The organism is Mesorhizobium sp. dw_380 (assembly GCF_018588885.1).
GTDB lineage: Bacteria > Pseudomonadota > Alphaproteobacteria > Rhizobiales > Rhizobiaceae > Mesorhizobium.
Genome location: NZ_JAFFIW010000020.1, coordinates 58,298 through 80,842, shown reverse-complemented (window position 1 = coordinate 80,842; position 22,545 = coordinate 58,298). Strand labels below are relative to the sequence as shown.

General features: G+C 59.8%; 24 protein-coding genes and 1 pseudogene. 4 read left to right on the top strand and 21 right to left on the bottom strand.

Features of this window, described 5'->3' with window-relative positions; translation table 11 throughout:
* Positions 1 to 284: 284 nt before the first annotated feature.
* The 16 genes from JT360_RS19820 to JT360_RS19745 form a co-directional block, all read right to left on the bottom strand.
* Positions 285 to 1,295 (bottom strand): alpha/beta fold hydrolase, encoded by a 1,011-nt coding sequence (locus JT360_RS19820; protein WP_214473419.1) that lies wholly within the window; start codon positions 1,293 to 1,295, stop codon positions 285 to 287.
* Positions 1,296 to 1,564: 269 nt separating this feature from the next.
* Positions 1,565 to 2,437, bottom strand: coding sequence for a response regulator (locus JT360_RS19815; RefSeq protein ID WP_214473418.1), 873 nt, complete (start codon positions 2,435 to 2,437; stop codon positions 1,565 to 1,567).
* 68 nt (positions 2,438 to 2,505) lie between these two features.
* Complete coding sequence (locus tag JT360_RS19810) at positions 2,506 to 2,898, bottom strand: response regulator transcription factor (protein WP_214473417.1); 393 nt, start codon at positions 2,896 to 2,898, stop codon at positions 2,506 to 2,508.
* 120 nt (positions 2,899 to 3,018) lie between these two features.
* The gene (locus tag JT360_RS19805) at positions 3,019 to 3,660 is read right to left on the bottom strand and encodes a response regulator transcription factor (protein ID WP_214473416.1); all 642 of its coding nucleotides are present in this window, start codon (positions 3,658 to 3,660) and stop codon (positions 3,019 to 3,021) included.
* A complete protein-coding gene (locus JT360_RS19800) occupies positions 3,644 to 9,154 on the bottom strand; it encodes an ATP-binding sensor histidine kinase (protein WP_352127883.1) in 5,511 nt (1,836 codons plus the stop codon). The genes JT360_RS19805 and JT360_RS19800 overlap by 17 nt, the downstream gene beginning before the upstream one ends.
* Before the next feature lie 420 nt (positions 9,155 to 9,574).
* Positions 9,575 to 9,988: a DUF302 domain-containing protein gene (locus tag JT360_RS19795; protein WP_214473415.1), complete on the bottom strand. Its 414-nt coding sequence runs from the start codon at positions 9,986 to 9,988 to the stop codon at positions 9,575 to 9,577.
* Between the two features lie 10 nt (positions 9,989 to 9,998).
* Positions 9,999 to 10,340, bottom strand: a complete 342-nt coding sequence (locus JT360_RS19790; protein WP_214473414.1) for an SH3-like domain-containing protein — start codon at positions 10,338 to 10,340, stop codon at positions 9,999 to 10,001.
* Positions 10,341 to 10,342: 2 nt separating this feature from the next.
* Positions 10,343 to 10,999 carry a nitrile hydratase subunit alpha gene (locus tag JT360_RS19785; RefSeq protein WP_214473413.1) on the bottom strand — a complete coding sequence of 219 codons (657 nt, stop codon included), beginning with the start codon at positions 10,997 to 10,999 and terminating at the stop codon, positions 10,343 to 10,345.
* A 2-nt stretch (positions 11,000 to 11,001) separates the two neighbouring features.
* On the bottom strand, positions 11,002 to 11,343 hold the full coding sequence (locus JT360_RS19780) for an SH3-like domain-containing protein (RefSeq protein WP_250888922.1): 342 nt from the start codon (positions 11,341 to 11,343) through the stop codon (positions 11,002 to 11,004).
* 28 nt (positions 11,344 to 11,371) lie between these two features.
* Positions 11,372 to 12,298, bottom strand: a complete 927-nt coding sequence (locus tag JT360_RS19775) for an MBL fold metallo-hydrolase (RefSeq protein ID WP_214473412.1) — start codon at positions 12,296 to 12,298, stop codon at positions 11,372 to 11,374.
* Positions 12,299 to 12,341: 43 nt separating this feature from the next.
* Positions 12,342 to 12,791 carry a DUF6130 family protein gene (locus JT360_RS19770; RefSeq protein WP_352127880.1) on the bottom strand — a complete coding sequence of 150 codons (450 nt, stop codon included), beginning with the start codon at positions 12,789 to 12,791 and terminating at the stop codon, positions 12,342 to 12,344.
* 29 nt (positions 12,792 to 12,820) lie between these two features.
* A complete protein-coding gene (locus JT360_RS19765) occupies positions 12,821 to 13,570 on the bottom strand; it encodes an SDR family NAD(P)-dependent oxidoreductase (protein ID WP_214473411.1) in 750 nt (249 codons plus the stop codon).
* A 27-nt stretch (positions 13,571 to 13,597) separates the two neighbouring features.
* Positions 13,598 to 14,569: an MBL fold metallo-hydrolase gene (locus tag JT360_RS19760; RefSeq protein ID WP_250888921.1), complete on the bottom strand. Its 972-nt coding sequence runs from the start codon at positions 14,567 to 14,569 to the stop codon at positions 13,598 to 13,600.
* 62 nt (positions 14,570 to 14,631) lie between these two features.
* Entirely contained in the window at positions 14,632 to 15,546 is a 915-nt protein-coding gene (locus JT360_RS19755) for an alpha/beta fold hydrolase (RefSeq protein WP_250888930.1), read from the bottom strand.
* A gap of 175 nt (positions 15,547 to 15,721) precedes the next feature.
* Positions 15,722 to 16,711, bottom strand: coding sequence for an alpha/beta fold hydrolase (locus tag JT360_RS19750; protein WP_214473408.1), 990 nt, complete (start codon positions 16,709 to 16,711; stop codon positions 15,722 to 15,724).
* A gap of 75 nt (positions 16,712 to 16,786) precedes the next feature.
* Positions 16,787 to 17,608: an alpha/beta fold hydrolase gene (locus JT360_RS19745; protein ID WP_214473407.1), complete on the bottom strand. Its 822-nt coding sequence runs from the start codon at positions 17,606 to 17,608 to the stop codon at positions 16,787 to 16,789.
* A gap of 986 nt (positions 17,609 to 18,594) precedes the next feature.
* On the opposite strand from JT360_RS19745, the gene JT360_RS19740 reads away from it, so the two are divergent.
* Both JT360_RS19740 and JT360_RS19735 read left to right on the top strand, forming a co-directional pair.
* A complete protein-coding gene (locus tag JT360_RS19740) occupies positions 18,595 to 19,068 on the top strand; it encodes a nuclear transport factor 2 family protein (RefSeq protein WP_214473406.1) in 474 nt (157 codons plus the stop codon).
* 71 nt (positions 19,069 to 19,139) lie between these two features.
* A pseudogene (locus tag JT360_RS19735) lies at positions 19,140 to 19,331 on the top strand (ATP-binding protein); the annotation flags it as partial.
* Between the two features lie 372 nt (positions 19,332 to 19,703).
* Here the strand turns inward: JT360_RS19735 and JT360_RS19730 are convergent.
* Entirely contained in the window at positions 19,704 to 20,000 is a 297-nt protein-coding gene (locus tag JT360_RS19730; protein WP_214473405.1) for a hypothetical protein, read from the bottom strand.
* 89 nt (positions 20,001 to 20,089) lie between these two features.
* Between JT360_RS19730 and JT360_RS19725 the strand changes: the two genes are divergently transcribed.
* Entirely contained in the window at positions 20,090 to 20,236 is a 147-nt protein-coding gene (locus JT360_RS19725) for a hypothetical protein (RefSeq protein ID WP_214473404.1), read from the top strand.
* A gap of 5 nt (positions 20,237 to 20,241) precedes the next feature.
* On the opposite strand, the gene JT360_RS19720 is transcribed toward JT360_RS19725, so the two are convergent.
* Complete coding sequence (locus JT360_RS19720; RefSeq protein WP_214473403.1) at positions 20,242 to 20,427, bottom strand: DUF3606 domain-containing protein; 186 nt, start codon at positions 20,425 to 20,427, stop codon at positions 20,242 to 20,244.
* Positions 20,428 to 20,555: 128 nt separating this feature from the next.
* Between JT360_RS19720 and JT360_RS19715 the strand changes: the two genes are divergently transcribed.
* Positions 20,556 to 21,434, top strand: coding sequence for an ATP-dependent DNA ligase (locus tag JT360_RS19715; RefSeq protein ID WP_214473402.1), 879 nt, complete (start codon positions 20,556 to 20,558; stop codon positions 21,432 to 21,434).
* Here JT360_RS19715 and JT360_RS19710 read toward each other — a convergent pair.
* Genes JT360_RS19710 through JT360_RS19700 form a run of 3 tightly spaced genes read right to left on the bottom strand, consistent with a single transcriptional unit; the run spans position 21,431 to position 22,535 of the window.
* Positions 21,431 to 21,670: a hypothetical protein gene (locus JT360_RS19710; protein WP_214473401.1), complete on the bottom strand. Its 240-nt coding sequence runs from the start codon at positions 21,668 to 21,670 to the stop codon at positions 21,431 to 21,433. The two genes, JT360_RS19715 and JT360_RS19710, sit on opposite strands and share 4 nt — an antisense overlap.
* On the bottom strand, positions 21,667 to 21,813 hold the full coding sequence (locus tag JT360_RS19705; RefSeq protein WP_352127875.1) for a hypothetical protein: 147 nt from the start codon (positions 21,811 to 21,813) through the stop codon (positions 21,667 to 21,669). Before JT360_RS19705 ends, JT360_RS19710 begins: the two co-directional genes overlap by 4 nt.
* A gap of 29 nt (positions 21,814 to 21,842) precedes the next feature.
* On the bottom strand, positions 21,843 to 22,535 hold the full coding sequence (locus JT360_RS19700) for an SOS response-associated peptidase (protein ID WP_214473399.1): 693 nt from the start codon (positions 22,533 to 22,535) through the stop codon (positions 21,843 to 21,845).
* Between the last annotated feature and the right edge of the window lie 10 nt (positions 22,536 to 22,545).

Here is a 22,545-nt window from a genome sequence, read left to right as displayed (position 1 = left end):
GCTGCGCAACCCTGACCAGCTCCGCCCGGGCGAACGCTGACCGCCGCGCATTACATAAGGGGGTCAAAAATCGGGGGTCAGTTTTGGAAGCCGTTTGACAGCGATAGTATTGTGACTTCGTGCGACGAATGCCCATTTGCCCTGGCAAACGACATCCTGCGCGAACGGACCGGCGGAATGGCCCGAACAGCGGCCTCGCCGAGACCATCGGCAGAGGCCTCGACAAGCTCCTGCATCTGGCGGGCGCCGACCGCGGCCGGCTCAGAGACGACCGCAGTCAAGGGTTATTGTCTGTCGACGGATCGAAGAAAGCCGGCCAAGATGCCGGTCACTTGCTCGGGTGCCTCCTCGGCAATGTAGTGCCCGCTTTCCGGCAAATGTTCGAGTCGTGGATTGGCGAACTTGCTTTTCATGAACTCGACAAGCAGTCCGTTTCCAAGACCACCGATGCCGAGAGAAGGTACGGTCAATTTGTCCGGATACGTCAATTGATCGTCGAGATCCTGGGCGTAGGCCTGATACCAGCCATTGCCGCCCCGGATGCCGTCCTTGGTATTGTAGGCATTGGCGTAAACGGCACGGTCGCGTTCCGTCAGCGCATCCTTTTTATAGAGAAGCGAATTCCAGAACCAGTTCTGGTAGATATATGCGCGTCCCTCGATAAGCTCTTCGGGCATGTCTCGCACCTGGTTGAAAGCGAACCACCAGAGAAAGAAGTCCTTCTGGAAATTGCCTGTGAGAGGATGCGGAGGAACGAGCCGCATGTCGCGCGTGCTCTGCGGCTGTGCCGACACATCCAGGAAGGTCACCGATGTCGTTGCATCTGGATAGTTGGCCGCGTAGGCGTAGGCGACCTGCGATCCGATATCGTGGCCAACGATATGCGCTTTGTCATAGCCGAGAGCTTTGACAAGTTCATGGATATCCTTGGCCATGTCTTTCTTGTCGTAGCCGCCCTTGGGCTTGTCCGTCGTGCCCATTCCGCGAATGTCGACAGCGATAACACGATGGTTCTTGGCGAGCTGGGGCATGATCTTGTGGAACGCCCACCATGTCTGCGGCCAGCCAGGCAGCATGACGACAGGTGTGCCTTGGCCGCCCTGCACGTAGTGTATTCGGATGCCGTTCACCTCGGCAAAGCTGCTTTCAAATCCTTCCAACTCGCCCACTAACGTCGCGTCAGAGACGTCGATGCCTTGATAAGGATTGCCCTTATCGGTAACCTGCGCTGAGACCGTCGCCGGCAACAACAGTGCCAGGACCGCGCCTGCAACAAACAATCTAAATGGTCTCATGTCTTAAGCTCCGTTGAAGTGGTTTGACGCAATGTCCGCCAGATGCAGCTGAGACGTCCGGTTCGGAGAGTTGCTCTTCCCGCAACGGCGTCCTTTGTGCAGGCGGGTGAAGGCTGAGGTGGTCGTCAGCGAGCGGCCTTTGCCTCTGCTGCCTGTGCAAGCATCTCGACCCAGTCCTGATGATAGGGCAGACTCCCGTTTATCGACTAAGTCCCATATCCATATCCAAAGTGATCAACATGACTCCCTTGAAGATCGAAACTTGCCAATCAAGGCGCGATGGCCAGCCAGATGGCCTCCAGCAACTCCTGATGGCGGACAGGCTTCGCCAGGAACTCAAATGCGCCCGCCTTCATCGCCTGGACACCCATGTGCAAGTCGGCGTGGCCGCTGATGAAGATGATTGGCACATGCACACCGGAACGCACTAATTCGGCCTGAAAATCCAACCCGCTCCGTCCCGGCAACCAGACGTCGAGCACGAGGCACCGTGGCGGGGATAGCCGCACGCGGTCCAAGTACGCCTGAACTGATCCGAACGATTCGACTTGTAAACCAACCGATTGAAGCAGGCCTTCAAGCGCCTCGCGGGACTCGCAGTCGTCATCGATGATCACGATGGACGCCTTGCGTACCATATCGTCGGTGTGCGACGCGATATTGGCTCTCGGCCATCGCGTAATCGAGTCTCTCGCGACAGATAGAGAGGTCTCCGCCTGCACCCGAGGCGCGGTCTCGGTCATATCGCCCTCATCGGCAAACAGGTAGCCGCGTCCAGGGATGGTCTTGATAACGTCCCTGTCTTCGCCCAGCGCGTTCCGGAGCGACGCCATCTGAAACCGCAGATTGCTCTCGTCGACCAGCGTTTCGGGCCACACGTGGCGGACGATCGCTTCCTTGGAGACAAGAACGCCGCGCGACCTGAGAAGCACCAGTAGAAGATCGAATGCTCGGCTACCGAGGTAGACCGGACGTCCATCGCGAAGCAGCAATCGAGTGCTTGGCTCGACGTTGTAGTGCCTGAAGCGGATGGCGCCCTTGGCACCACTCCCGCCAGTGGCAAATTCATCGATGCTGCGCTGCTCGGGAGCGGCAATCAGGCGCTGGTCGGGCTCCGCTATTCGGCTGGCTGGCATATCCATGGTGCACTTCCCTTCCCTGCCGCTAACCCCCTTGTTTCAATCCCGCCGCATCGAACAAGACCATCGATCTACTGACCGTCATCGCCATCCGCCTTTCGCTTCAGTGCGAGCTCTATCGAGGACAACAGATCCTCCCTGGCAATTGGCTTGAGGAGGAGGTTGACGGCCCCAGCATCGAGTGCCTGTCTTCGTAGCCGATCATCTCCGAAGGCGGTGATGAGGATCGTGGGGATCTGATACCCCGATTCAACAAGACGTCTTTGGAGTTGAAGGCCAGACATCCCAGCCAGCTTTACGTCTGCTATCAGGCACGAAATGCGATCCAGCCGAGCGGAACTCAGAAAATCCTCGGCGGAGGCGAAGATCTCGGCTGCAAAACCAAAGGCGACCAGCAACCCCTCCAGCGCCTCGCGAACTGACGCGTCGTCGTCGATACAGGCGATCAGAGGGGGTTGAGGCACATTGGTATTCGCAGTTGGCTTCGGTCGACTGAGACGTAGCCCCCTTCAGCCCGGCGCCTCAACTGGCCTTGCGTCGGATTACCCAGACAAAATGTCGGGGCCGCTAGACTTTGGTCGAGGTTACCAAGGATTGACCTTCAAAGTGTCGAGTGCATCGGTCATTCGGACGAGTTCGGCGACGGATCGCGCGTTCATCTTTTGCATCACATGCCCCCGGTGGAGTTTGACCGTAGCCTCGCTCAGACCAACGTCTGCCGCGATCTGCTTGTTCGGGCGCCCCGTTGCGACCAGTGCCATGATCTCGCGCTCGCGCGGCGTCAAGCTTTCAAAGTCCGCTCGAACTTTCGCCACATTGCGAGCGCGCGCCCGCTGGGCTTGGTCTCGCTCGATTGCCAACTGAACGGCGTCCAACAGATCCTGACTGCGGACAGGCTTCGTCAAGAACTCCATGGCGCCGGCCTTCATGGCGCGAACTGTCATCGGGATGTCGGCGTGACCGCTGATGAATATGATTGGGCGACGGATACCCTTCCCGACGAGGAGGTCTTGGAAGTCGAGCCCACTCTGCCCGGGAAGGCGCACATCGAGAACCATGCATCCAGGACGGTCCGCCTGGCCGTTGGAGAGAAACGCCTGAACCGATGCGAATAGCTCCACTCGAAGGCCTATCGACTGGAAAAGGCCGTTCAACGACTCGCGGACGGCCTCATCATCATCAATGATAAAGACCGTCGGCTTCGTATCGTCAGTTCGACTGCGCATATGCATGCCCGTTGATGAAAGTCGGCACGGTAAAACAGAAGGTGCTCCCGGATGGCATGTTCGGCGCGGCCCACAAGCGACCGCTATGCGCGTCGACGATGGAACGGCAAATCGACAATCCCATGCCGATCCCTTCAGGCTTTGTCGTGAAGAAGGCCTCGAAGACTTGCTCGCTGCTGTTCGGATCCAATCCGTCTCCAGTGTCGGTGACCGCTACGAGGAGATAGCCGGGGTCGCCCTGCCTGGTGTCTATGTGCAGGCGTCGGGGCTGATGCTGGCTCGCGGCGATCGCCTCAATGCCATTGATGACCAAATTCAAGACGACCTGTTGCATCTGGACGCGGTCCCCGAGGACGCGTGCGTCCGCCATGAGGTCCGTCTCCGCCACTATTCCATTTCGGAGCAGTTCGCCACGCGTCAGCAAAAGCACCTCTAGGATCACTTCATTGAGATCCAGTTCGCCCATTTCCGGCGGGGACTTCTTGGCGAGGGCGCGGATGCTGGCAATGATGTCGCCGGCACGGTGGCCGTCCCTGACGATGCGCTCAGCGGCCTGCCGCGCCATCAGGATATTGACATGTTCGTCCGTAAGCCACTGCACGCAGGTCGCAGCATTGGTCACGATTGCCATGAGCGGCTGGTTCACTTCATGGGCGATCGAAACTGTCAGCTCTCCGATGGCGGTCAGTCGGCCCACGCGTGCAAGTGCCTGCTGTGCTTCCTCAGCGCGCTTGAAGTCATCAATGTCCGTATTCGTTCCGTACCACTTGATGATGGAGCCCTGTTCGTCCCGCATGGGCGTTGCACGTGTGATGAAGGTGCGTGACGCTCCGTCGAAGCGCTGGATCCGCGCCTCGATTTCGCCCGCCGCGCCTGTTTCGAGAAGTGTTTTCCATTTCGCGAGCACTTTCTCCAAGTCGTCGGGATGAAATGAGCGGGTCCAGCCACCCTGGAGCGCTTCCTCTGCTGGAATGCCCGTATAATCATGCCATCGTTGGTTGAATATCGCGAGTGTGCCGTCCGGGTAGGTGTACCAAGCCAGCGCAGGGATCATGTCGAACGACTGTCGCGCCTCGATCGTCAACTGTCGTTCTCGTTCTTGTGCTGAATGGACATCCAGGAATAGCTGCGCGTTTTCGATCGAGATGGCGGCCTGGGACGCAAGAATTTGCAGGAGCGACACCCGATCCGGCGTGAACATGTATGACGATAGGTTGTTCTCCAGGTACAGAATGCCGATAAGCTGTTTCTGCCTGGCCAATGGAAGACACAGGATCGATCGTGTCCGAATATTGCGAATGTAAGGATCGGCCGAATGCGGGTTGGGGACTTGGGCGTCATGCAAAATGACGACGTCATGCGTGCGTGTGACTAAGTTTAGAATAGATTCTGGCAACTCTCCTGCCGTCTCGGATGGACGCTGGTGCACTTCGACGCCTTCGGCGCTAGTGACGGCCTCCGCGACGATGCGCATCTCCCCTTCCGGCTGCAGGAGGAGGAGTCCGCGGACCGCACCGGCGTGCTCGACCACCGTGGTCATCAATCGCTCGACCAGCCGGTGGAGAACGATCTCGCCAGACACGGCCTGCGACATCTCGATCACGGCCGCCAAGTCCAGGTGCTTGAGCTCGATCCCGCTTGCAACTGCCCCCGCCCGCGCCGATGGTTCGCCTCCCAGTTGGGGATACAGCCGATCGAGTTGGCTTACCTTCGCGTCGGCGCCCCAGTGTAGGTAGCAGGATCGCGCATTGCGCAGACAAGCGTCGGCGATCGTCTCGAAACCGCGGGCAGCGTAGAAGCGCGCCGCAAGTTCGTAGGCTATCCCCTCGTGCGGCAAGAAGCCGTTCGTCCTCGCCAGTTGTATTGCCCTTTCATACAATCGCTGGGCGTCGAGTTCTCTGGCTTCAAGGCGGGCGAGTTCGGCTGAAACGAGCACTTCACGATGCGCCCAGTTCTCCGGACATGCCTCGCCCCAGATCTGCAATTGCAGGCGGTGTTCCTCGATCTCGGTCAAATACCTTTGACGCTGCTCGGAGGTAGCCGCGTCGCAGGCCGACGCAAGCGCCAGTGCGCCATAGAAATGATATTCAATGAGTTCGACAAAGGAGCGCGTCGACCAAAGGAGCGCCTTCGTCCTCATCATCGCCGACATCATCCCGGCAATATCCTGAAAGAAAAAGCAGGCCTGGATGCGGTGGATCCAGTATTTGGCGGCCGCCGCCGCGAGGGCCAGGCCGCCAGCGTCAAGGTGTTCTTCGAACCAGGCCCGATCTCGTCCGGGCCTGTCGAAGACGACTTTGTCGTCGGTGGATCCGCGAAGTTCACGGATCAGCAATATTTCCTCGGCGAAGCAATCCGCGGCAGGGCCGAATTGCGCCTTGCGCGCGAAATCCAGCGCCGTTTCCGCATCCAGTTGGAGGCGCGCGAGCGGTTCGCCAGAGGACATCAGGTTGGACATGAAACCGAGACGGCTATAGGTCTCGAAGGCCAAGTCGCCGCCGGTGTTTGCGATAGCAATCGCGCGCACCAATAGATCACGTGCCGTCGCCAGGGGACTCGTCCATGGCAGCACGAACGTCCCGAACGCCATATAAACGCGGGCTTTCAAGGGCTCGAAGCCGAGCTTGTCCGCCAAGTCGCAGCCAAGCCGGCCAAACCGATAGCCATTTCGATAATCGCCGAATCCAAGCCCTACTACGACGTTGACCAACCCATAGGCAAAAGCGGAGCTGGCGCAATTGCCATGCTCGATACTGAGATTCATCATTCGAACAAGAACAAGGTCGAATAAGTTGTTGTCGTGGAAAGTGGCTGGCCCCAAGAATTCCGCCAAGACCTGCATGACAGCAAGGTGAACCGGCGTATCCATGACCGGAAGGTCGATGAGCTCCTCAATCTTTCGATTTCCGAGCAGGATCCAGGTCTTTTGCAGTTCCAGATGAACAGTTCGGTCGTCCGGATGGGGTGACCAGTCAATACCAGCAGCCTGCCGCAGATAGTCCAGGCCGATCTCGATTGCTCGATACGGCTGCAAAAGGGCCGTGTGGAGCGCCATTTGTAAACAGGTGACAGCAGTGCAGTCGGCAAGGTTGGCCGCCTGTTCTGACAGCGATAACAATCGAATTGCGGCGCGTTCCGTACTGCCGGTGAGGAATTCGCACTCTGCGCGAAGAAATTCGACATCAAATGCAAGCCGATACCGTGGCGGGCCTATCGCATTGGTCAATGCTGCGCTTGCGGACTCGGCATATGCAAGCGCGGCTTGATATGCGGTAGATTCCCGAGCACGACGTGCCGCGCGAAGATTCAGCTCGGCGATCTGCTCGCATTCCTCACACGAATTTATCAGGACCGTGCCTCGTCCGAATTGGTCGACCACCTCGAACAAGCGCTCCTGAAGCTCGGCTGGAGTCATCTTCAGGACGAGCGCCCGGCCGATGCGAAGATGCGTCGCCGGCCTATCTGCTTCGGGGCTGAGCAGATAGGCTGCTTCCTGCACACGGTCGTGGGTAAATGCGTAACCGCCGTCCATGCTCAAGACGAGACCCGCCAGGATGGCCTCCCAAAGTGCGTCGCCGGTTTCCCGCTCCGATCGCCCGAGCACAATGCTCAACGTCGCCTGCCGCGCATTATTCCCCAGGTAGGCCAGAAGTTTCACTGCATCCAACGCCGCACCTGATAGGCGCGTCAGCCTTCCGGCCAAAAGCTCGGCGACGTTGTCGGTGATCCCCTTAGAGCTGATGCGGGGCACGTCCCACCGCCATGTGCCTGTGTCACGGTCGAACTCAAGCAGACCTTCGTCGACGAGTGCTGTCAGGAATTGACCGACAAAAAACGGGTTGCCCTGGGTCTTGTCATATACAAGCGCAGCCAAAGGCCGCACGACTTGTGGATCCGACTGTAGGGCATCCGCGAACAGATTTGATATGTCGTCATGTGAGAGGGACTCGAGTCGCACATCTTGGAGCTTGCGATTGGCGCTCCGCATCGTTTCCAGAGTTCGCGCGAAGGGATGAGAGGGTAGAATTTCATTGTCTCGATAGGCGCAGATCAACAGAAGATTTCGGATGTCCGGTTCCGCAGCGAGACGCCGGATTAGTTCGATGGTAGCCGCATCCAGCCATTGTACGTCGTCAATGAATAAAGTCAGTGGGTGTTCCGGTCGCGCAAAGACGCCAAGAAATCTCTGAAAAACCAGGTGGAAGCGATTCTGCGCATCCTGAGGTGGAAGATCGAGCGCTGGCGGCTGCTCGCCAATGACGAGTACAAGCTCCGGGATCAGGTTGATCATCAGTTGGCCGTTCGGCCCGAGCGCCGCAAGTAGTTCCCGCCGCCTGTGATCAAGGTCCGCTTCCGCGAGGCTCAGGGTTTGGCGGACAAGGCCTTGGAAAGCCTGGGCCACGGTGGCGTATGGAATGTCTCGCTTATACTGGTCGAACTTGCCGGCCGCGAAAAAGCCGGGCGCCGAAACCATCGCCTTGTGCAGTTCCTCGACGAGCGATGACTTGCCGACGCCGGCGGGACCCGACACCAGCACAACCTCCGTCTCGCCCGATACGGCGACACGATCGAAAGCCTTCAGCAGGCTGTCGACTTGGCTGGCACGTCCGTACAGGCTCTCAGGGATTCGAAGCCGGTCCGGCCGGTCTTTTGCAGCTAGTTTGAACGTGTCGATGCGCGCATTTGCAGTCCATGAATCGAGGCACTGCCGGAGATCGGATTCGACCGCTGCGATGGTCTGATATCGATCTTCCGCTGCCTTCGCCAAGAGTTTGAGCACGATTGCCTCAAGGACCTGGGGGACCGTCGGCACACGTTCGGTTGGCGGGATTGGCTGTCGTGCGATATGGCAATGAATCCATTCCATGGGTTCGGAGGCGACGAACGGCAGTTCGCCTGTAAGCATCTCGTAAAAAGTTACCCCGAGAGAATAGAGATCGGTGCGCGTATCGATCGAGCGGTTCATGCGGCCCGTCTGCTCGGGAGACATGTAAGCGAGCGTTCCGGCAATCAGTTCCGGCGGCGCGGGAACTTGTCGTTCGCGGGGCAGCCGAGTCGCAAGTCCAAAGCCGGTGAGCCGAACATTTCCGGCGGCGTCGACGAATGCGTTTGCCGGCTTGATATCTTTGTGAATCAGGCCGCTGGCGTGGACCTGCCGAAGCGCTGCGACGAGCCCCATGGCGACATGCAAGAAATGTCCAGTTTGCAACGACCCGCTGAGTTGGCCATCGAGTGGCTGCCCGCCCGGATCGTCGAACACAAGCCCGACGCGGCCTTCGTGGCGTGCAAGCGCCAGCGGCCGGACTGCCCATGTGGCGTCAAGCTGGTCCGATAGGGCGTGCTCCCGCTCGAGGCGCTCGAGCGTCGACCTCTGCGGCTGGGCGGAGGCCGGCACCAGCAGAAGAATTGCCTTATCCGGTGCTTGGCCGCGATAAAGGGTGACCTCGCTGTCTTCGCGCAACCTCTCCAAGACATATCCGGTAATGTCGAACACAGGCGGCTCGCCTCGCGGGACTGGTTTCCCTTGCGAACCGTAACGCTTCCGCGAGGCGCTTGATAGCCGTGACGCTCTCGTCACGTCGAGTCAGATCGGCGACGGCCCTTTTCGGCAAAATTGCGACCGGCCCGCCGGCCGGGCCAAGTTCCGCATATCCGAGATTCAGCACTCCGGAGTCGATTTGCTTGATCGTCTGAAATGATGAACGCAAGCTGGTTTTTACGGACCGAAGACCGTCACGCTTTTTGGTTTTGAATGCGCCGCGGAAGGACCGGTCGGAAGAAACACTTCGCTTGCCACAGTCGCTGCGGCAGCCCCAAACAGTAGGCGCCGCGAATGATCAATCTCTCCAAACACGCAATGCTCCTCGGTTTGCGCGGGTCTCGCACAGTCGCGACAGCGTCGCGCTGAACGATGTCAGCTGTCCAGCGCTCCGCCCAATGCGGAGGCGACTGCTTTTGCAAGTTTGTCCGCCATCCCCCGCGGCAACGGCTTCAACCGCTCGTGAACCACATGACGGGACCCGATCGACATGGGGTCATTGTACCCAATCCAGGTTTTCCCTGCGGCGTCTTCCCACACGAGTGCCTTCAGCGGCAGGTCGATCCCCGACGTCTGAGCATCCTGCATGATCTGCGTCCCGACCTTCGGGTTACCGAAGATCAGGACTTCAGTTGGCCGCAGGACCATGTCCACTTGTGCTGCCGCCGCGGCGTGGTCGATACGCGCCAGAACGGCCATCCCATTATCGGCCGCGGCTGCGGCAAGGCGATCCATGCATGCTTTGGCACTGAGGTTGCTCTCGCGCACTGTCAAGCCAGCGGGGGTCATGACCGCGGCCTCACGAGTCGTTGCCCACATGCGACCATCGTTCTTCAACCTCCTTCATCTTGAGGGCAAGTTCGGTTGGTGTAAGAATGCCCTTCCTGAAGAGGATGTTGGCAAAAGCAACGATCCAGCGTTCATAGTAGCTAAGTTTGCCGACCATCTCAGAGCCGAGGGCTTCGACGCCGCAGCGCTTCTCCTCAGTGTTGATGATTTTGTGGAAATCGAGGACGTCGGCCAAGGCATGGCAACGCTTTTCCCAGGGCTCGAGTTCGTGGTCGATCCGCTGGACGGTTTCCGATGGCAAGCCGCCGATGTCGTTGGGCAGCCGGCTGACAAGGTGTTGCGTATCGGTCATCCTCATTCTCCCTGCAGCTGGACGGGGATCACGCCAATCATTGCGTCGCGCGTGACGAGATCGGCCAGCTGCTGCTCGCTATAGCTATCGGTGCCGTCCGGGCGCATCGGCAGCACAAGATAGCGAACCATCGCCGTCGAGTCGCTGACACGGATTTCGACGTCCTGAGAAATTTCGGTGCCGAATTCCGCGAGAACAGCGCGGGGCTCCGAAACCGCCCGCGCCCTGTATGGTTTCAGCTTGTACCAGTCCGGCGGGAGCCCGAGGACGGGGCGCGGATAGCACGAGCACAGGGTGCAGACGATCAGGTTGTGAACTTCTGGCGTATTCTCGAGCACGATGAGTTCTGTATCGTCATAGAAGCTTATGCCGAGTTCTTCGCAGGCGGTGCGACCGTTCGCCAAAAGTCTGGCCTTGAACCTCGGATCGACCCAGGCGCGCGCGACGACCTTTGCTCCTAGCGCCGGAGTTCGCGAGTCGATGACCTCGATCTGGCGCCGAATCTCATCGGCGCGGATCATCTTACGTTCGATCAGAAGCTCTCGAACGGCCGTCTCCATGATGTCGTAGTAGCCTGGTCTCCCGGCTTCCGCGATTTCGGCATGCGGGTGGTCATGTCCTTCATGGTCGTGGTCATGGTCGTGGTGGGGTTCAACCATCTTCACATCCTTTCAAGCCAGGTCTCGAAAATCTCGATGCGAAGTCCGTCCCGGGGTGAGCCGACATAGTCGGCCCAGACCTCCGTCATCGGTATCGCCACGCGATAGTAGTGACGCTTCGATCCGGCGTTTCGGCCAAACCCTTCTTCCTCGTTGTCGACGGCGGGCGGCTCGATCACAGCCTCGATCGACCCTTGCTTGCCGCGCAGATAAGTCGGCACGCGGTAGTGCCCGATCGGAGCGCGGACGAGGATCCGGACCCGATCTCCCGGCTGGAAGACAGGCGCCTCGCCCGTGGCCAGCACGACACCGAAGCCTGGATCGCCCATTGCTTTGTCAGGCATGTAAGCTCCCCAATGCGCTGCATGGTTTTCAGGTTGCGCTCACGAAGCGGAAGGCATTGCGGTCACATGCCGCAAACCCGACCCCCGGATACTCCCAATGGTAACCGACCAGCTTGACCTTGTCGGCCGCAGCCCGATCAAGGAGCTTTAGCCGGTTTTGAATAGCAATATCCGGATGCGTGTCGTAGCCGAATTTCCATTCCGGATGTTCGAACGAGACGATCTGGTTGTTGGCTACATCAGCCGTGATAAGCAGCCCATCGGAGCCTGCCACTTCGAACGACAGATGTCCGGGCGTATGGCCCGCCGTGTCGAGAACCGTCAGTCCTGTGACTACGTCTTCGCCGGGCTTGAGCATCACGACCCGGTCCTTGATGGCATTGAGGTCCCGCTGCGCCCCCTTGGCGAAATCGTGCAGGGCGTCCGGCATATTCGTCAGATAGTCCGGATCCATCCAGAAGTCCCATTCGGACGCGCCGACATGGTAGGTGGCGTTCGGGTACCTCAGGCCACTTTCCGTCAAAGTCGCCCAGATGTGGTCGGGATGCGCATGGGTGAAGATTACCTTGGTGATGGCTGAGGGATCGACGCCGGCATTCCGCAGGTCGTCTGCAAGGCCGCCGTCGCTCGGCTGATATTTGTGGCCGGCCCCGATATCGACGAGGATCAGGTCGTTTCCCTTGCGCAACAGCGGAATGTTCGTCTTGGCACGGACCACGCCGCCGGGGGCGTCGATGCGACTTAGGATAGCCGCTCGTTTCTCCGTTGAGACGTCGGGCACAAGAATTTCGCCGGGGACGGATATGAAACCGTCGCTGAGTACTGTGATCTCGAACTCGCCATGCGAGAAGCTGTAGGCCGGGGCCGCGCACGCGGTTTTCGGCAGCAGCGTCGATAGCGCAAGCGTGCCGGCGGCTCCGAGCACCTGCCGGCGGCTGACGAAATCGAGGTCCATAGCAATTCCCTTGTCTTGTTGACAACCACCTGCGGCCAAGGTGCTACGGCGTATCCGGCTTGCTGGGCACGTCGAAGCTGACGGTTTGGCGATCGATGACGTGATGCGTCGGATCCGCCAGTTCGACCAGCACCCGGTGGGGACCGGGCTTGAGACCAACCACGATGATCGTCTCGCCGCTCGCGTCGACGAAATGCCAGGGGGCATCGTCCACGGTGATGTGGACATGGCCGATGCGTGGAGACACATCGAGGGCGCCTTTGCCGAACACCGGCACGACGCGCAGATTCTCGCTGCGGTACTGGATGAAGACGAGGCCGCGCGACAGCGGCTCGGGCAGAGGCGGATCGACGACGAGCTTCGGCGCAGGCTCGTTCTCGATAGCAACCAGAGGCGATGGACCAACGATGTCCTTCGCCGTTTGCGCCGATGCGACAGTGGACATTACGGCGGCTGCGGACATGGCGATCAAATCCTTGAGAATGAGGTTCATCTCGAAATCCCTCAGCAAATGCGTAGCTCTTAGATTTGCGCGGAACCGCCATCGACGAAGAGTTCGCTTCCGGTCACGAAGCTGCTTTCGCTCGACGCGAGGAAAAGCGCCGCGCTCGCTGTTTCATCGGGATGGGCAAGCCGTCCCAACGGTGTCGTTGTCGAAACAAAGCGGATCATATCGTCATGCTCGGACGGAGATGCTGCCAGATCGTGCCAGCCAGGGGTCGATGTCGCTCCCGGGGAGAGGACGTTTATTCGAATGGCCCGGCCAGCGAGATCGAGGATCCAACTTCGCGCGAAATTGCGGATTGCGGCCTTGGTGGCGCTGTAGACGCTGAAATTGGGCGTCCCCGTGGTTCCGGCCGTCGACCCGACCAAGATGATCGAGGCATCATCTTGCAAAAGCGGAAGCGCCTTTTGAACGGTGAAAAGCGTGCCCTTCACGTTGGTGCGGAAGGTGTTGTCGAAATGCTCTTCGGTGATCGCGCCCAATGGGGCGAACTCGCCACCGCCTGCGTTTGCGACAAGGACGTCGATCGAGCCAGCCTCATCCCTTACGACGGTAAAGAGATGATCAAGATCAGCCATGTTGGCCACGTCGCCCTGGACGCCGCGCGCACCATTGCCGACCTCAAGGACCGCGGCGTCGAGTTCTTTCTTTCGGCGACCGGTCAGAAAGACCTGCGCGCCTTCCACGGCAAATCTCTTGGCCATCGCCAGGCCTATGCCGCTCGTTGCGCCGGTAATCACGGCGACCTTTCCCTCTAGCTTGCCCATGGCAAACCTCCTTTTATGCGGCGTGGATCACACGCCCTCGTAGACCAGCCGGGTGAAGAAGGCCGGGTCGATGACGAAGTTGCCCCATTTGGCGTCGAACGCGGATGTCGGCTTCGCCGCCACCGTTTCGTCGCGGGTTCGTCCTTCGCGCTTGAGTTTGGCAACGTTGTCCCTGACGCCGACGAGCATGTCGCGGAAGGCCTGCAACTCGGCCCGGTTGCTGACCGGTTGCCCGTGGCCGGGGATGATGATTGTCTTGTCGGTCGTTGCCGCGAGATTGGCATCCGAGGCCGCGATCATGCCGTCGATGCTGCCGCCGGTCGAATAGTCGATGAAGGGATAGACTCCATTCCAGAACGTGTCGGCGACATGGATGATGTCCGCTTCGCCGAACGTAACGGAAATGTCGCTGTCGGTGTGAGCCGGGCCATAGTGCTTGAGCGCGATGGACGCGCCGTTGAGCTTCAGATCGCGGCTCTTCGCGAACACGTCCGTTGGCAGGCCATCGGCGGCAAGTGGCAGGAAATTGTAATCCCATTCCTCGACGCGTTGCACCTGCGACAGGTATTCCAAGGTCCTGTCCTGAGCGATGATCTTGGCGCCCGCCGGACCCAGCCAGGAATTGCCGTCCGCATGGTCGAAATGCCAGTGCGTGTTGATCAGGTGGGTCACGGGGTCGGCGGAGATGTCCTGCAGCGTCTTGGTCATTTGCGGCCGCGACACGCTGATCCCCCCATCGACAAGCAGCTTGCCATCCGCGCCGGTCAACACGGCAACGTTCCCGCCTGATCCCTCCAGCACGCTGATGTTGTTGCGAAGTTTGCGTACCGTAATAGGGGATGCCGCGGCGCTTTCCTTGATCAGACTGACGATTCCGCGCGCTTCCGCGTAAGCATCGCGCGGGCTTAGCCATCCCCCGCTGGCTGCGACGGCCGTGGCGCCCACGCAGCAGAGGCAGAAGCCACGGCGCGAAATGAGATGCTGGCCGGGAGCGGGCATTGTCATGGTCCTCTTTGTTTGTGTCGGGGGCGCGCGCGACACGGGCGTTAGCCGACCCAGACTCAATTGGTGGCCACCTTGCGGTCTAGGAAATTCCGGATAAGCGGCACCATCTCGTCGAGCTTGTCCTCGAGTGCGAAATGTCCGGTGTCGATCAGATGGAGTTCCGCGTCAGGCAGGTCGTGTAGATAGGGACCGGCCCCGTCGGCCGGAAAGATCTTGTCGTTCTTGCCCCAGACGATCAGCGTCGGCGGCTTCCGCTCCCGGAAGAACGCCTGGAAGGCCGGATAAAGCGGGACATTGCTGCCATAGTCGTGGAAGAGGTCGAGCTGGATGTCCTTGTTGCCCGGTCGATCGAGCAACGCCTGGTCATGCGCCCAATTGTCGGGATCGATCCGCGACAGGTCGGACACGCCGTCCGTGTACTGAAACTTCGTGGTCTCGGGCGCAACCAGGAAGCTCAGCGCCTCGCGATGGGCAGCCGACCCGTCCGCCCAATACGCTTTGATCGGATCCCAGAACTCCTTGAGTCCTTCCTCATAGGCGTTGCCGTTCTGGATGATGAGGCCGGTCACGCGCTCGGGGTGCTTCAGCGCCAGTCGGTAGCCGACAGGTGCGCCGTAGTCCATGACGTACATCGCATAGCTCTTTGTTCCGAGCTGACCGAGCAGGCCGTCGACCAGGTCGGCGTAGTGCCCGAAGGTGTAGGCGAATTCCTTGTGATCGGGCGCGCCGCTCTGGCCGAACCCCGGATAGTCGGGCGCGATCACGTGGTAGCGGTCGGCAAGCAGGGGTATGAGGTTACGGAACATGTGCGAGGATGTGGGGAATCCGTGCAACAGAAGGACCACTGGCGCGTCGGCGGGGCCGGCTTCGCGGTAGAAGATGTCGACACCCTCGACCTTGGCGGTGTGGTAGTGAACCGTTGGCCGAGCAACCTGTTCTGCGGCATATGCGCCAAGCGAGCTGAAGTACATCGGCGCCGTCGATGAAAGCAGGACAGATGCAACGGCCAGCGCGGCAATCCTCGAATTGAAAGTCATCATTTTGCTCCTTGCTGGGTTAGCGGCCAGCGGTTGTGAGAGGGGGGCGCTACGCGGTCGGGGAGGGGCCGCGTAGCGCAGGCTTCAGCGAATGCCCGGTAGGGGCAAGTCAGGCCGAAGCACGGATGAACGAAAGCAGGGCGGCGTTGATCTCGTCCTTGCGGGTGGTGCACAGGCCGTGCGGTGCATCTTTCAGGACCTTGAGCTCAGATCCCTTGACCAGCTTTGCTGTAAGCAGGGCAGAATCCGCGATCGGCACGAGCTGGTCGTCCTCACCGTGGAGGATGAGCGCTGGAACGTCGATCTTCTTGAGGTCTGGCGTGAAGTCCGTTTCGGATTGCGCCTTGATGCCGAGGTAGCATGCCGGCATGCCGGCCATCATGCATTGCAGGACGAACTGGTCACGTACTCCTTCCGATATCTTAGCGCCGGGGCGGTTATAACCGTAAAACGGCAGGGACAGTTCGTTCCAGAAGGCTGATCGATCCGCGCGAATCTGCTCCCGGAGTCCGTCAAAAGCCTCGATCGGCGCGCCGAGGGGATTTGCCTCGGTCTTCAGTCGAAGCGGTGGTATCGCGCTGATCAGCACCAGCTTGGCTACGCGCTTCGTTCCATGCCGGCCGACATAACGCGCAACTTCACCGCCGCCGGTGGAATGGCCGACATGAACGGCATGCTTCAGGTCGAGCGCAGCGACGAGTTCGGCGAGATCATCGGCATAGGTGTCGATGTCGTTTCCCTTCCACGGCTGACTGGAGCGTCCATGACCGCGTCGGTCCGCGGCGATGGCGCGATATCCGTTCGAAGCGAGAAAAAACATTTGATCTTCGAACGCGTCGGAGGACAGCGGCCAACCATGACTGAAGACGATTGGCTGCCCCGTTCCCCAGTCCTTGTAGTAGATCTGCGTGCCGTCGCTGGTAGTCAGTACGCTGCCGGAAGCAGTTGCTTTGGAGCGCTTGATCGTAGCGGCCGCGGCGCGGTTCGTACTGTCCAGATCGGACAGGCCAAAAGCCGAGGCGGCGAGCAATCCAGCGGTTCCGATCAGAACCGAGCGGCGTGAAGCGGTACCAAGATTTAAGTGAGAACTGTTGGTCACAGCTTTGTCCTTTCGCGTACGCGGGATTGTTCCGGTCGGCGGCAGGCCCGTTCGGGCGGCAACCTCGAGGGATCGTCAGGATTTGATGAAGGCGAGCAGCTCGTCGTTCACCCGATCCTTGAGCGTGGTGCACATGCCGTGCGGGGCGCCCTCGTAGACCACGAGCTTCGCGTTCTTGATGATCTTGGATGACAGCAGGGCGGAATCGGCGATCGGGACGATCTGGTCGTCGTCCCCGTGCAGAACGAGTGTCGGTACATCGATCCGCTTGAGGTCGTCCGTGAGATCTGTTTCGGAAAACGCCTTGATGCAGAAATAGGAGGCCGGGAAGCCCGCCATGATACTCTGCAGCCAGAAGGATTGGCGAACGCCCTCCGAAATTTTAGCGCCGGGCCGATTATAGCCATAGAAGGGAAGGCTAAGATCCTTCCAGAACTGTGAGCGATCGGCGACGACGGCAGCGCGCAGTTGGTCGAATGCCTCCATCGGCGTGCCGCCTGGGTTCTTCTCGGACTTGACCATCACAGGCGGGATCGCGCCGATCAAAACAGCCTTGGCAACGCGCTTGGTGCCATGCCGACCGATGTAGCGCGTGACTTCGCCGCCGCCAGTCGAGTGTCCCACATGTATAGCTTCTTTCAGGTCGAGAGCCGCAGTCAGCTCGGCAAGGTCGTCCGCATACGTGTCGAGGTCGTTCCCCTGCCAAGGCTGGCTTGAGCGGCCGTGCCCCCGGCGGTCATGCGCAATGCAGCGGTATCCGCTAGAGGCCAGGAAGAACATCTGGTCCTCGAAAGCATCGGCAGTCAGCGGCCAACCATGGCTGAAGACGATTGGCTGCCCGGAACCCCAGTCCTTATAATAAATTTCTGTGCCGTCCTTGGTCTTAATCGCGCTCATTGTCGGCTCCTTTCGTTTCACAAAACTTACGCGGCGGAAACTCGTTGATCGAATGAGTTGCCGAGAGAGCGCGTTAGAAGTTGTGAAACGAAGGGGAATCACCCGATCTGGACCAAGTTCGCGTCGATTACCTTCGTCGCAATCGGGTCTCGGCGCTCTGGGTCGGCATACCGATTGTTCCGTTGGCTCTCGCGGCATCGGGCTGGAATGGGGCCGCCTCCCCGTGACGTGAGGGAGGCGTCGGTGGCGAACCCAAACGGTAAGCCCAACTAAAGACGCCAGCGCTCATTTAGCGTTTAGGCCTTGCGACCTTAGTCCCTCCGCAAGGCGAAAAACCAACCGACCTTGCCTAGACGGTATTTGCCGCAGCGAGCTCCCGCCGTGCGGTCTAACAACTCCTCACGCAATCTCTCGCGATCTCCTTCGATCAATGCGGGGTCCTCACGTAAGTTGGAAGGATAGCAGGACGGAAGGAAACGGCGATGAGCGACCGAAGGGTCGAAGCAGATCCGGTCCGAGTTTCCAGGCCTCTCGCGGGAACGTCCTGATCGGCGCCGCAAGCCTGCTCACATCGACAACATTAGCGCTTCCGGCCTTCGCAGCCGCCACAAAGCCGACTGTCACCGCTGTTGGTTCAGGTCGAAAAGGACAGACCATGAGCATGATCCGGACTAAGGACGGCACGCAGATCTACTACAAGGATTGGGGCTCAGGACAGCCTATAGTCTTCAGCCACGGCTGGCCGCTTTCCTCCGATGCCAGCGTGTTGCGCCAGGCAGGTGACGGCCGGAAATTGATCGGTCAAACCGTACAGCGAAACGGGACGGCGGTCCGGTACTAGGTACTCCCGCCCGCAGTGGTAACATGGGAGCTTTGCCTCATGCAGATTCAATATTTTTGGCCAGTTAAATCGCTCGACCCGTTCTGTACCGATCGATCCAGTGCTTACCAATCGAAACACTGATTTGAAGAACAGGAGAAAGATCATGCCTGCACAACGTCCGCCACTGCCGCCGTTCACCCGCGAAACCGCCATCCAGAAGGCTCGCGGTGCAGAAGATGGCTGGAACAGCTGCAATCCCGAACGCGTGTCGCTCGCCTATACGGTTGACAGCTATTGGCGCAATCGTTCGACATTTGTGCAGGGACGTGAGGCTATCGTCGCCTTCCTGGCCGGCAAGTGGGAACGTGAACTGGATTATCGGCTGATCAAGGAGCTTTGGGCCTTCACAGACAACCGCATCGCCGTTCGCTTCGCCTATGAATATCACGATGATTCCGGCAACTGGTTCCGCGCCTATGGCAATGAAAATTGGGAATTCGACGAAAACGGCCTGATGCAAAAACGCTTTGCCTGCATCAATGATTTGCCAATTCAGGAATCAGAACGCAAATTCTTCTGGGACCGCTCTGGCCCTCGTCCCGATAAACACCCATCGTTGAGCGATTTAGGCCTCTGAGGCTACCGAAATTCCATGACGCCGACAACGCTGTCGCAGTCGTTCCCAACGGTTGCTGGCGGGATGCCTTCAATCTGGCATTCGGAGAATGGCCCGCCGTCTTTGGCGACGCCAAGATGACGACAGCGCTCCTCGACCGTCTCACCCATCATTGCGAGATCATCGAGACGGGAAACGAGTCCTGGCGCTTCAAGAACCGCGCCCGATCACCCCATCAAGCTCCCCAAGCGCCATCCGCGCTCGCCCGGGCTGCGCAACCCTGACCAGCTCCGCCCGGGCGAACGCTGACCGCCGCGCATTACATAAAGGGGGTCAAAATTGGACGCCGATCGGGGGTCAGTTTTGGAAGCCGTTTGACAGGCAGGCGGCATGCGGCACATGCGCGCCAACGGCGGTGGAGGGTTGAGATGGTCCGGAGCCCGACAGCTTTCGGCAGTTCGAACGATATAGTCGAACGGCCGAAATTGGGCGGTGGGTTCAACCAGCCATCGCAACACGCTTTAATCTGAGAGGATTAAGAGGTGTTGCATGGTGACGTCACGGATCTGGTTTACGTCAGCGAAGAAGGCCGAGCTTTGGAGCGATGGAAGCGAGGTCAGAGCATTTCGTCGCTCTTCGGAGAACTATGGCCATCGCTAGGGCGCCTCGCGCTCTGGCTGGAGCAAAGCGCCACCGTATTGCGCCCACAGATGTTCGCAGTCCCATATCCTTAGGCTTGGCGTTCCTGGCTCCCCATAGAGGACCATGGCACCGCGAACGTCGTAGCCAAGCACCGACGCATTGGCGACGAACTGGATGGCATGCCCTAAGCTGATGGCGCCTATCCGGGCTTCAGTTTTGTTGCTGACATCGATTACCCCGTGGATTTCCGCGTCCGCGCCTCTGCCGGCCAAAACAGCGGTCGAGATCGCATCGTCCAGAGCAAGGAGCATCGCATGGGTCCCCGTAAGCAGCGCTTGGTAACTGCGAAGCGCGAAATTTGTTCCGCCTCCCTGAAACGATCTGAGAGTTCAAGCGGCTCATGGTCCGGCTGTTCATGCCAAATGACTTGCCGGAGATCGCGCCGGTCGACCGGCTGGCCGCATTTCCTGCAGTTGTAGAAGTGATCCTGTTCGCGGGGAAGCTCGCCCCCATGTCGGATCCCGATGATCGGCGGCCCAAGCTCTGAATGCTTCATCCTCGGAGCTTCTCCGCTTCGCGCTCCAGCGTCTTCCGGTCATTGCCGTGCTGCTTGATGAGATCGTGGACCTGTTGAACCGTCAAACCAACCTTGTTGGCAAAATGACGGACCTCGTAATCCTCGTCCGCCGAAACCCGGTCGCGGTCACGACCAGCGCGCTTGCTCTTGTCGTCTGCCATGGCTGTTCCTCCCGAGGAAGAAACCACCACCTGGCATGAACGTTCCAATCTGCTTTTTCAGCACTCGCTAACGGAACACTCGCGACTGTGCGATATTGAATAAAATTCGAGTATCGCGTGAGGCTTCGATGCGTAAACCTGCCGGCGGCGTCCGGCTGTCCTTCATCCGCCCGATGGAGCCCGAGCTTGTCGAGCAACCGCCCAAGGGCGGCGGATGGAGCCACGAGGTCAAATTCGACGGCTATCGGACCCAATTGATCAAAGACGTCGACGGCATCCGCCTGTACACCAAAACGGGGATTGACTGGACGGCCAAATATCGGCTGCTGGCCGCCGAGGCGAAGAACCTCGAGGCCGAAAGCTTCATCATCGAAGCCGAAACGATCGTGACGAACGAAGCCGGGCTGTCGGACTTTCACGCGCTGCGTTCCGCCATCACCAGACGCCCGCAGGACCTCTACCTGGTCGCGTTCGATCTCTTGCACCTCAACGGCCACGATCTGCGCGACATGCCGCTGAAGGACCGACGCGAGATCCTGCAGGTGCTCATCCCCGCCGGCGGTCACATCCAGTTCAGCGAGGCGCTGCCGGGCGCCGGCGACGCCGTCTACCATCTGGCCTGCGAAGCCGGCCTGGAGGGCATCGTTTCGAAGCGGCTCGACGGCGTATACCGCAGCGGGTCGACGATGAACTGGCGCAAGGTGAAATGCTACGTCGAGAAGGAAATGGACATCATCGGCGTGAAGCGCGAGACAGGAAAACCGGCGATGGTGCTCATGGCAGATGGGGGTCAATACATGGGCGGCGCCTTCGTCACCTTCAAAGCCGACAAGCGGCAGGCCCTTTGGGACGGCGTGCAGGGCAAGGTTGGCGCGCCGCCGCCGAAGGGGCTTGCGAAGGAGAAAGCCGAATGGCTAAGGCCTGGCCTGGTCGGGCGCGTGAAGTTCCTGAAGGGCGAGGAGAAGCTGCGACACGCCTCGCTGAAGGATTTCAGGGAGCGGGATTAGCGGCCGGCGCGCAACATCGCTCGGGCGATGGCGAGGTCAGCTTCGACTTTGGCGTTCTCCTTCTGCGTCATGTTGTCGGCGGCGATCAGGCACCGCAGGGCGCGCATCACTTCGCCGCGCGTCCACCCGGCTTCCAGCATGCAGTCAACGATGGCCTGAAAGCCAGGCTCCATTGCTTCCTGGCAGTCGATCTCGCGGTCTGGGTAGGCGATGGCATGTCTAGGCGGGTTGATCACAGGAACTTCTCCCCCTCGCCGCGGTGCTCGAAGCAGAACCAGTGCGACGGCTGCCTTAGTCGGGCGAAGCCCCAGCCGGCATCCTTGCCACAGCCGGCATGTTCGCAGACATGGCCAAGCGGCCCGTGCTCGCGCAGTTGCACAGGCTCTCCGGGGCGGGTCGGTTCGTCGCTCATAACAGCCTGATCGGCTCGACCAGCCCGGCGTAATCGTTGGGCTGCTTGTTGATGGCTGCTGCGTTTACCTCGCGGCCGACGCGATAGAACTGCAGCTTCCCGTCAATGACGTGGCTGAGGATTTCCTTGAGGTCGGCTGCCGGCGTTTTGGAATCCAGCCAAGCATCGTAGTAGGCCGGATCGAGCATCAGCGGCTGGCGGTCATGGATCTGGTTGACTGGCGCCGCCGACGGCTGCGTGATGATCGTGCAGCTCGTGACGTCGAGGTTCGAATTGTAGGCCCATAGCCCGGCGAATGAGAAAGGCGCGTGGCCGGGCTGGAAGATGAACCAAGGATCCTTTTTGCCGTCTGCGGGTGAGATCGTCCATTCGTAATAACCATCGGCAGGGACAAGACAGCGCTTCGCCTTAAAAGCGTCGCGGAATGCCGGGGCAGTATCAACGCTCTCGATCCGAGCGTTGAACATTGCTGCTTTGGGCATCTCCTTTGCCCAGAAGGGGACCAGCCACCACCGACCGGTTCGAACCTTGTGGCTGGCGTCGTCAGCGATGGTGACGAACGGCACCTCGTCGGTTGGCGCGATGTTGTAGCGCGGCGGGTCGTTGCGGCCGACATCGGTCGGCGCGGTCAGCCGGTAGAGACGATGGATTTCCGACCATGGCAGATATCTGGTGTAGCGTCCGCACATGGCTTCCACC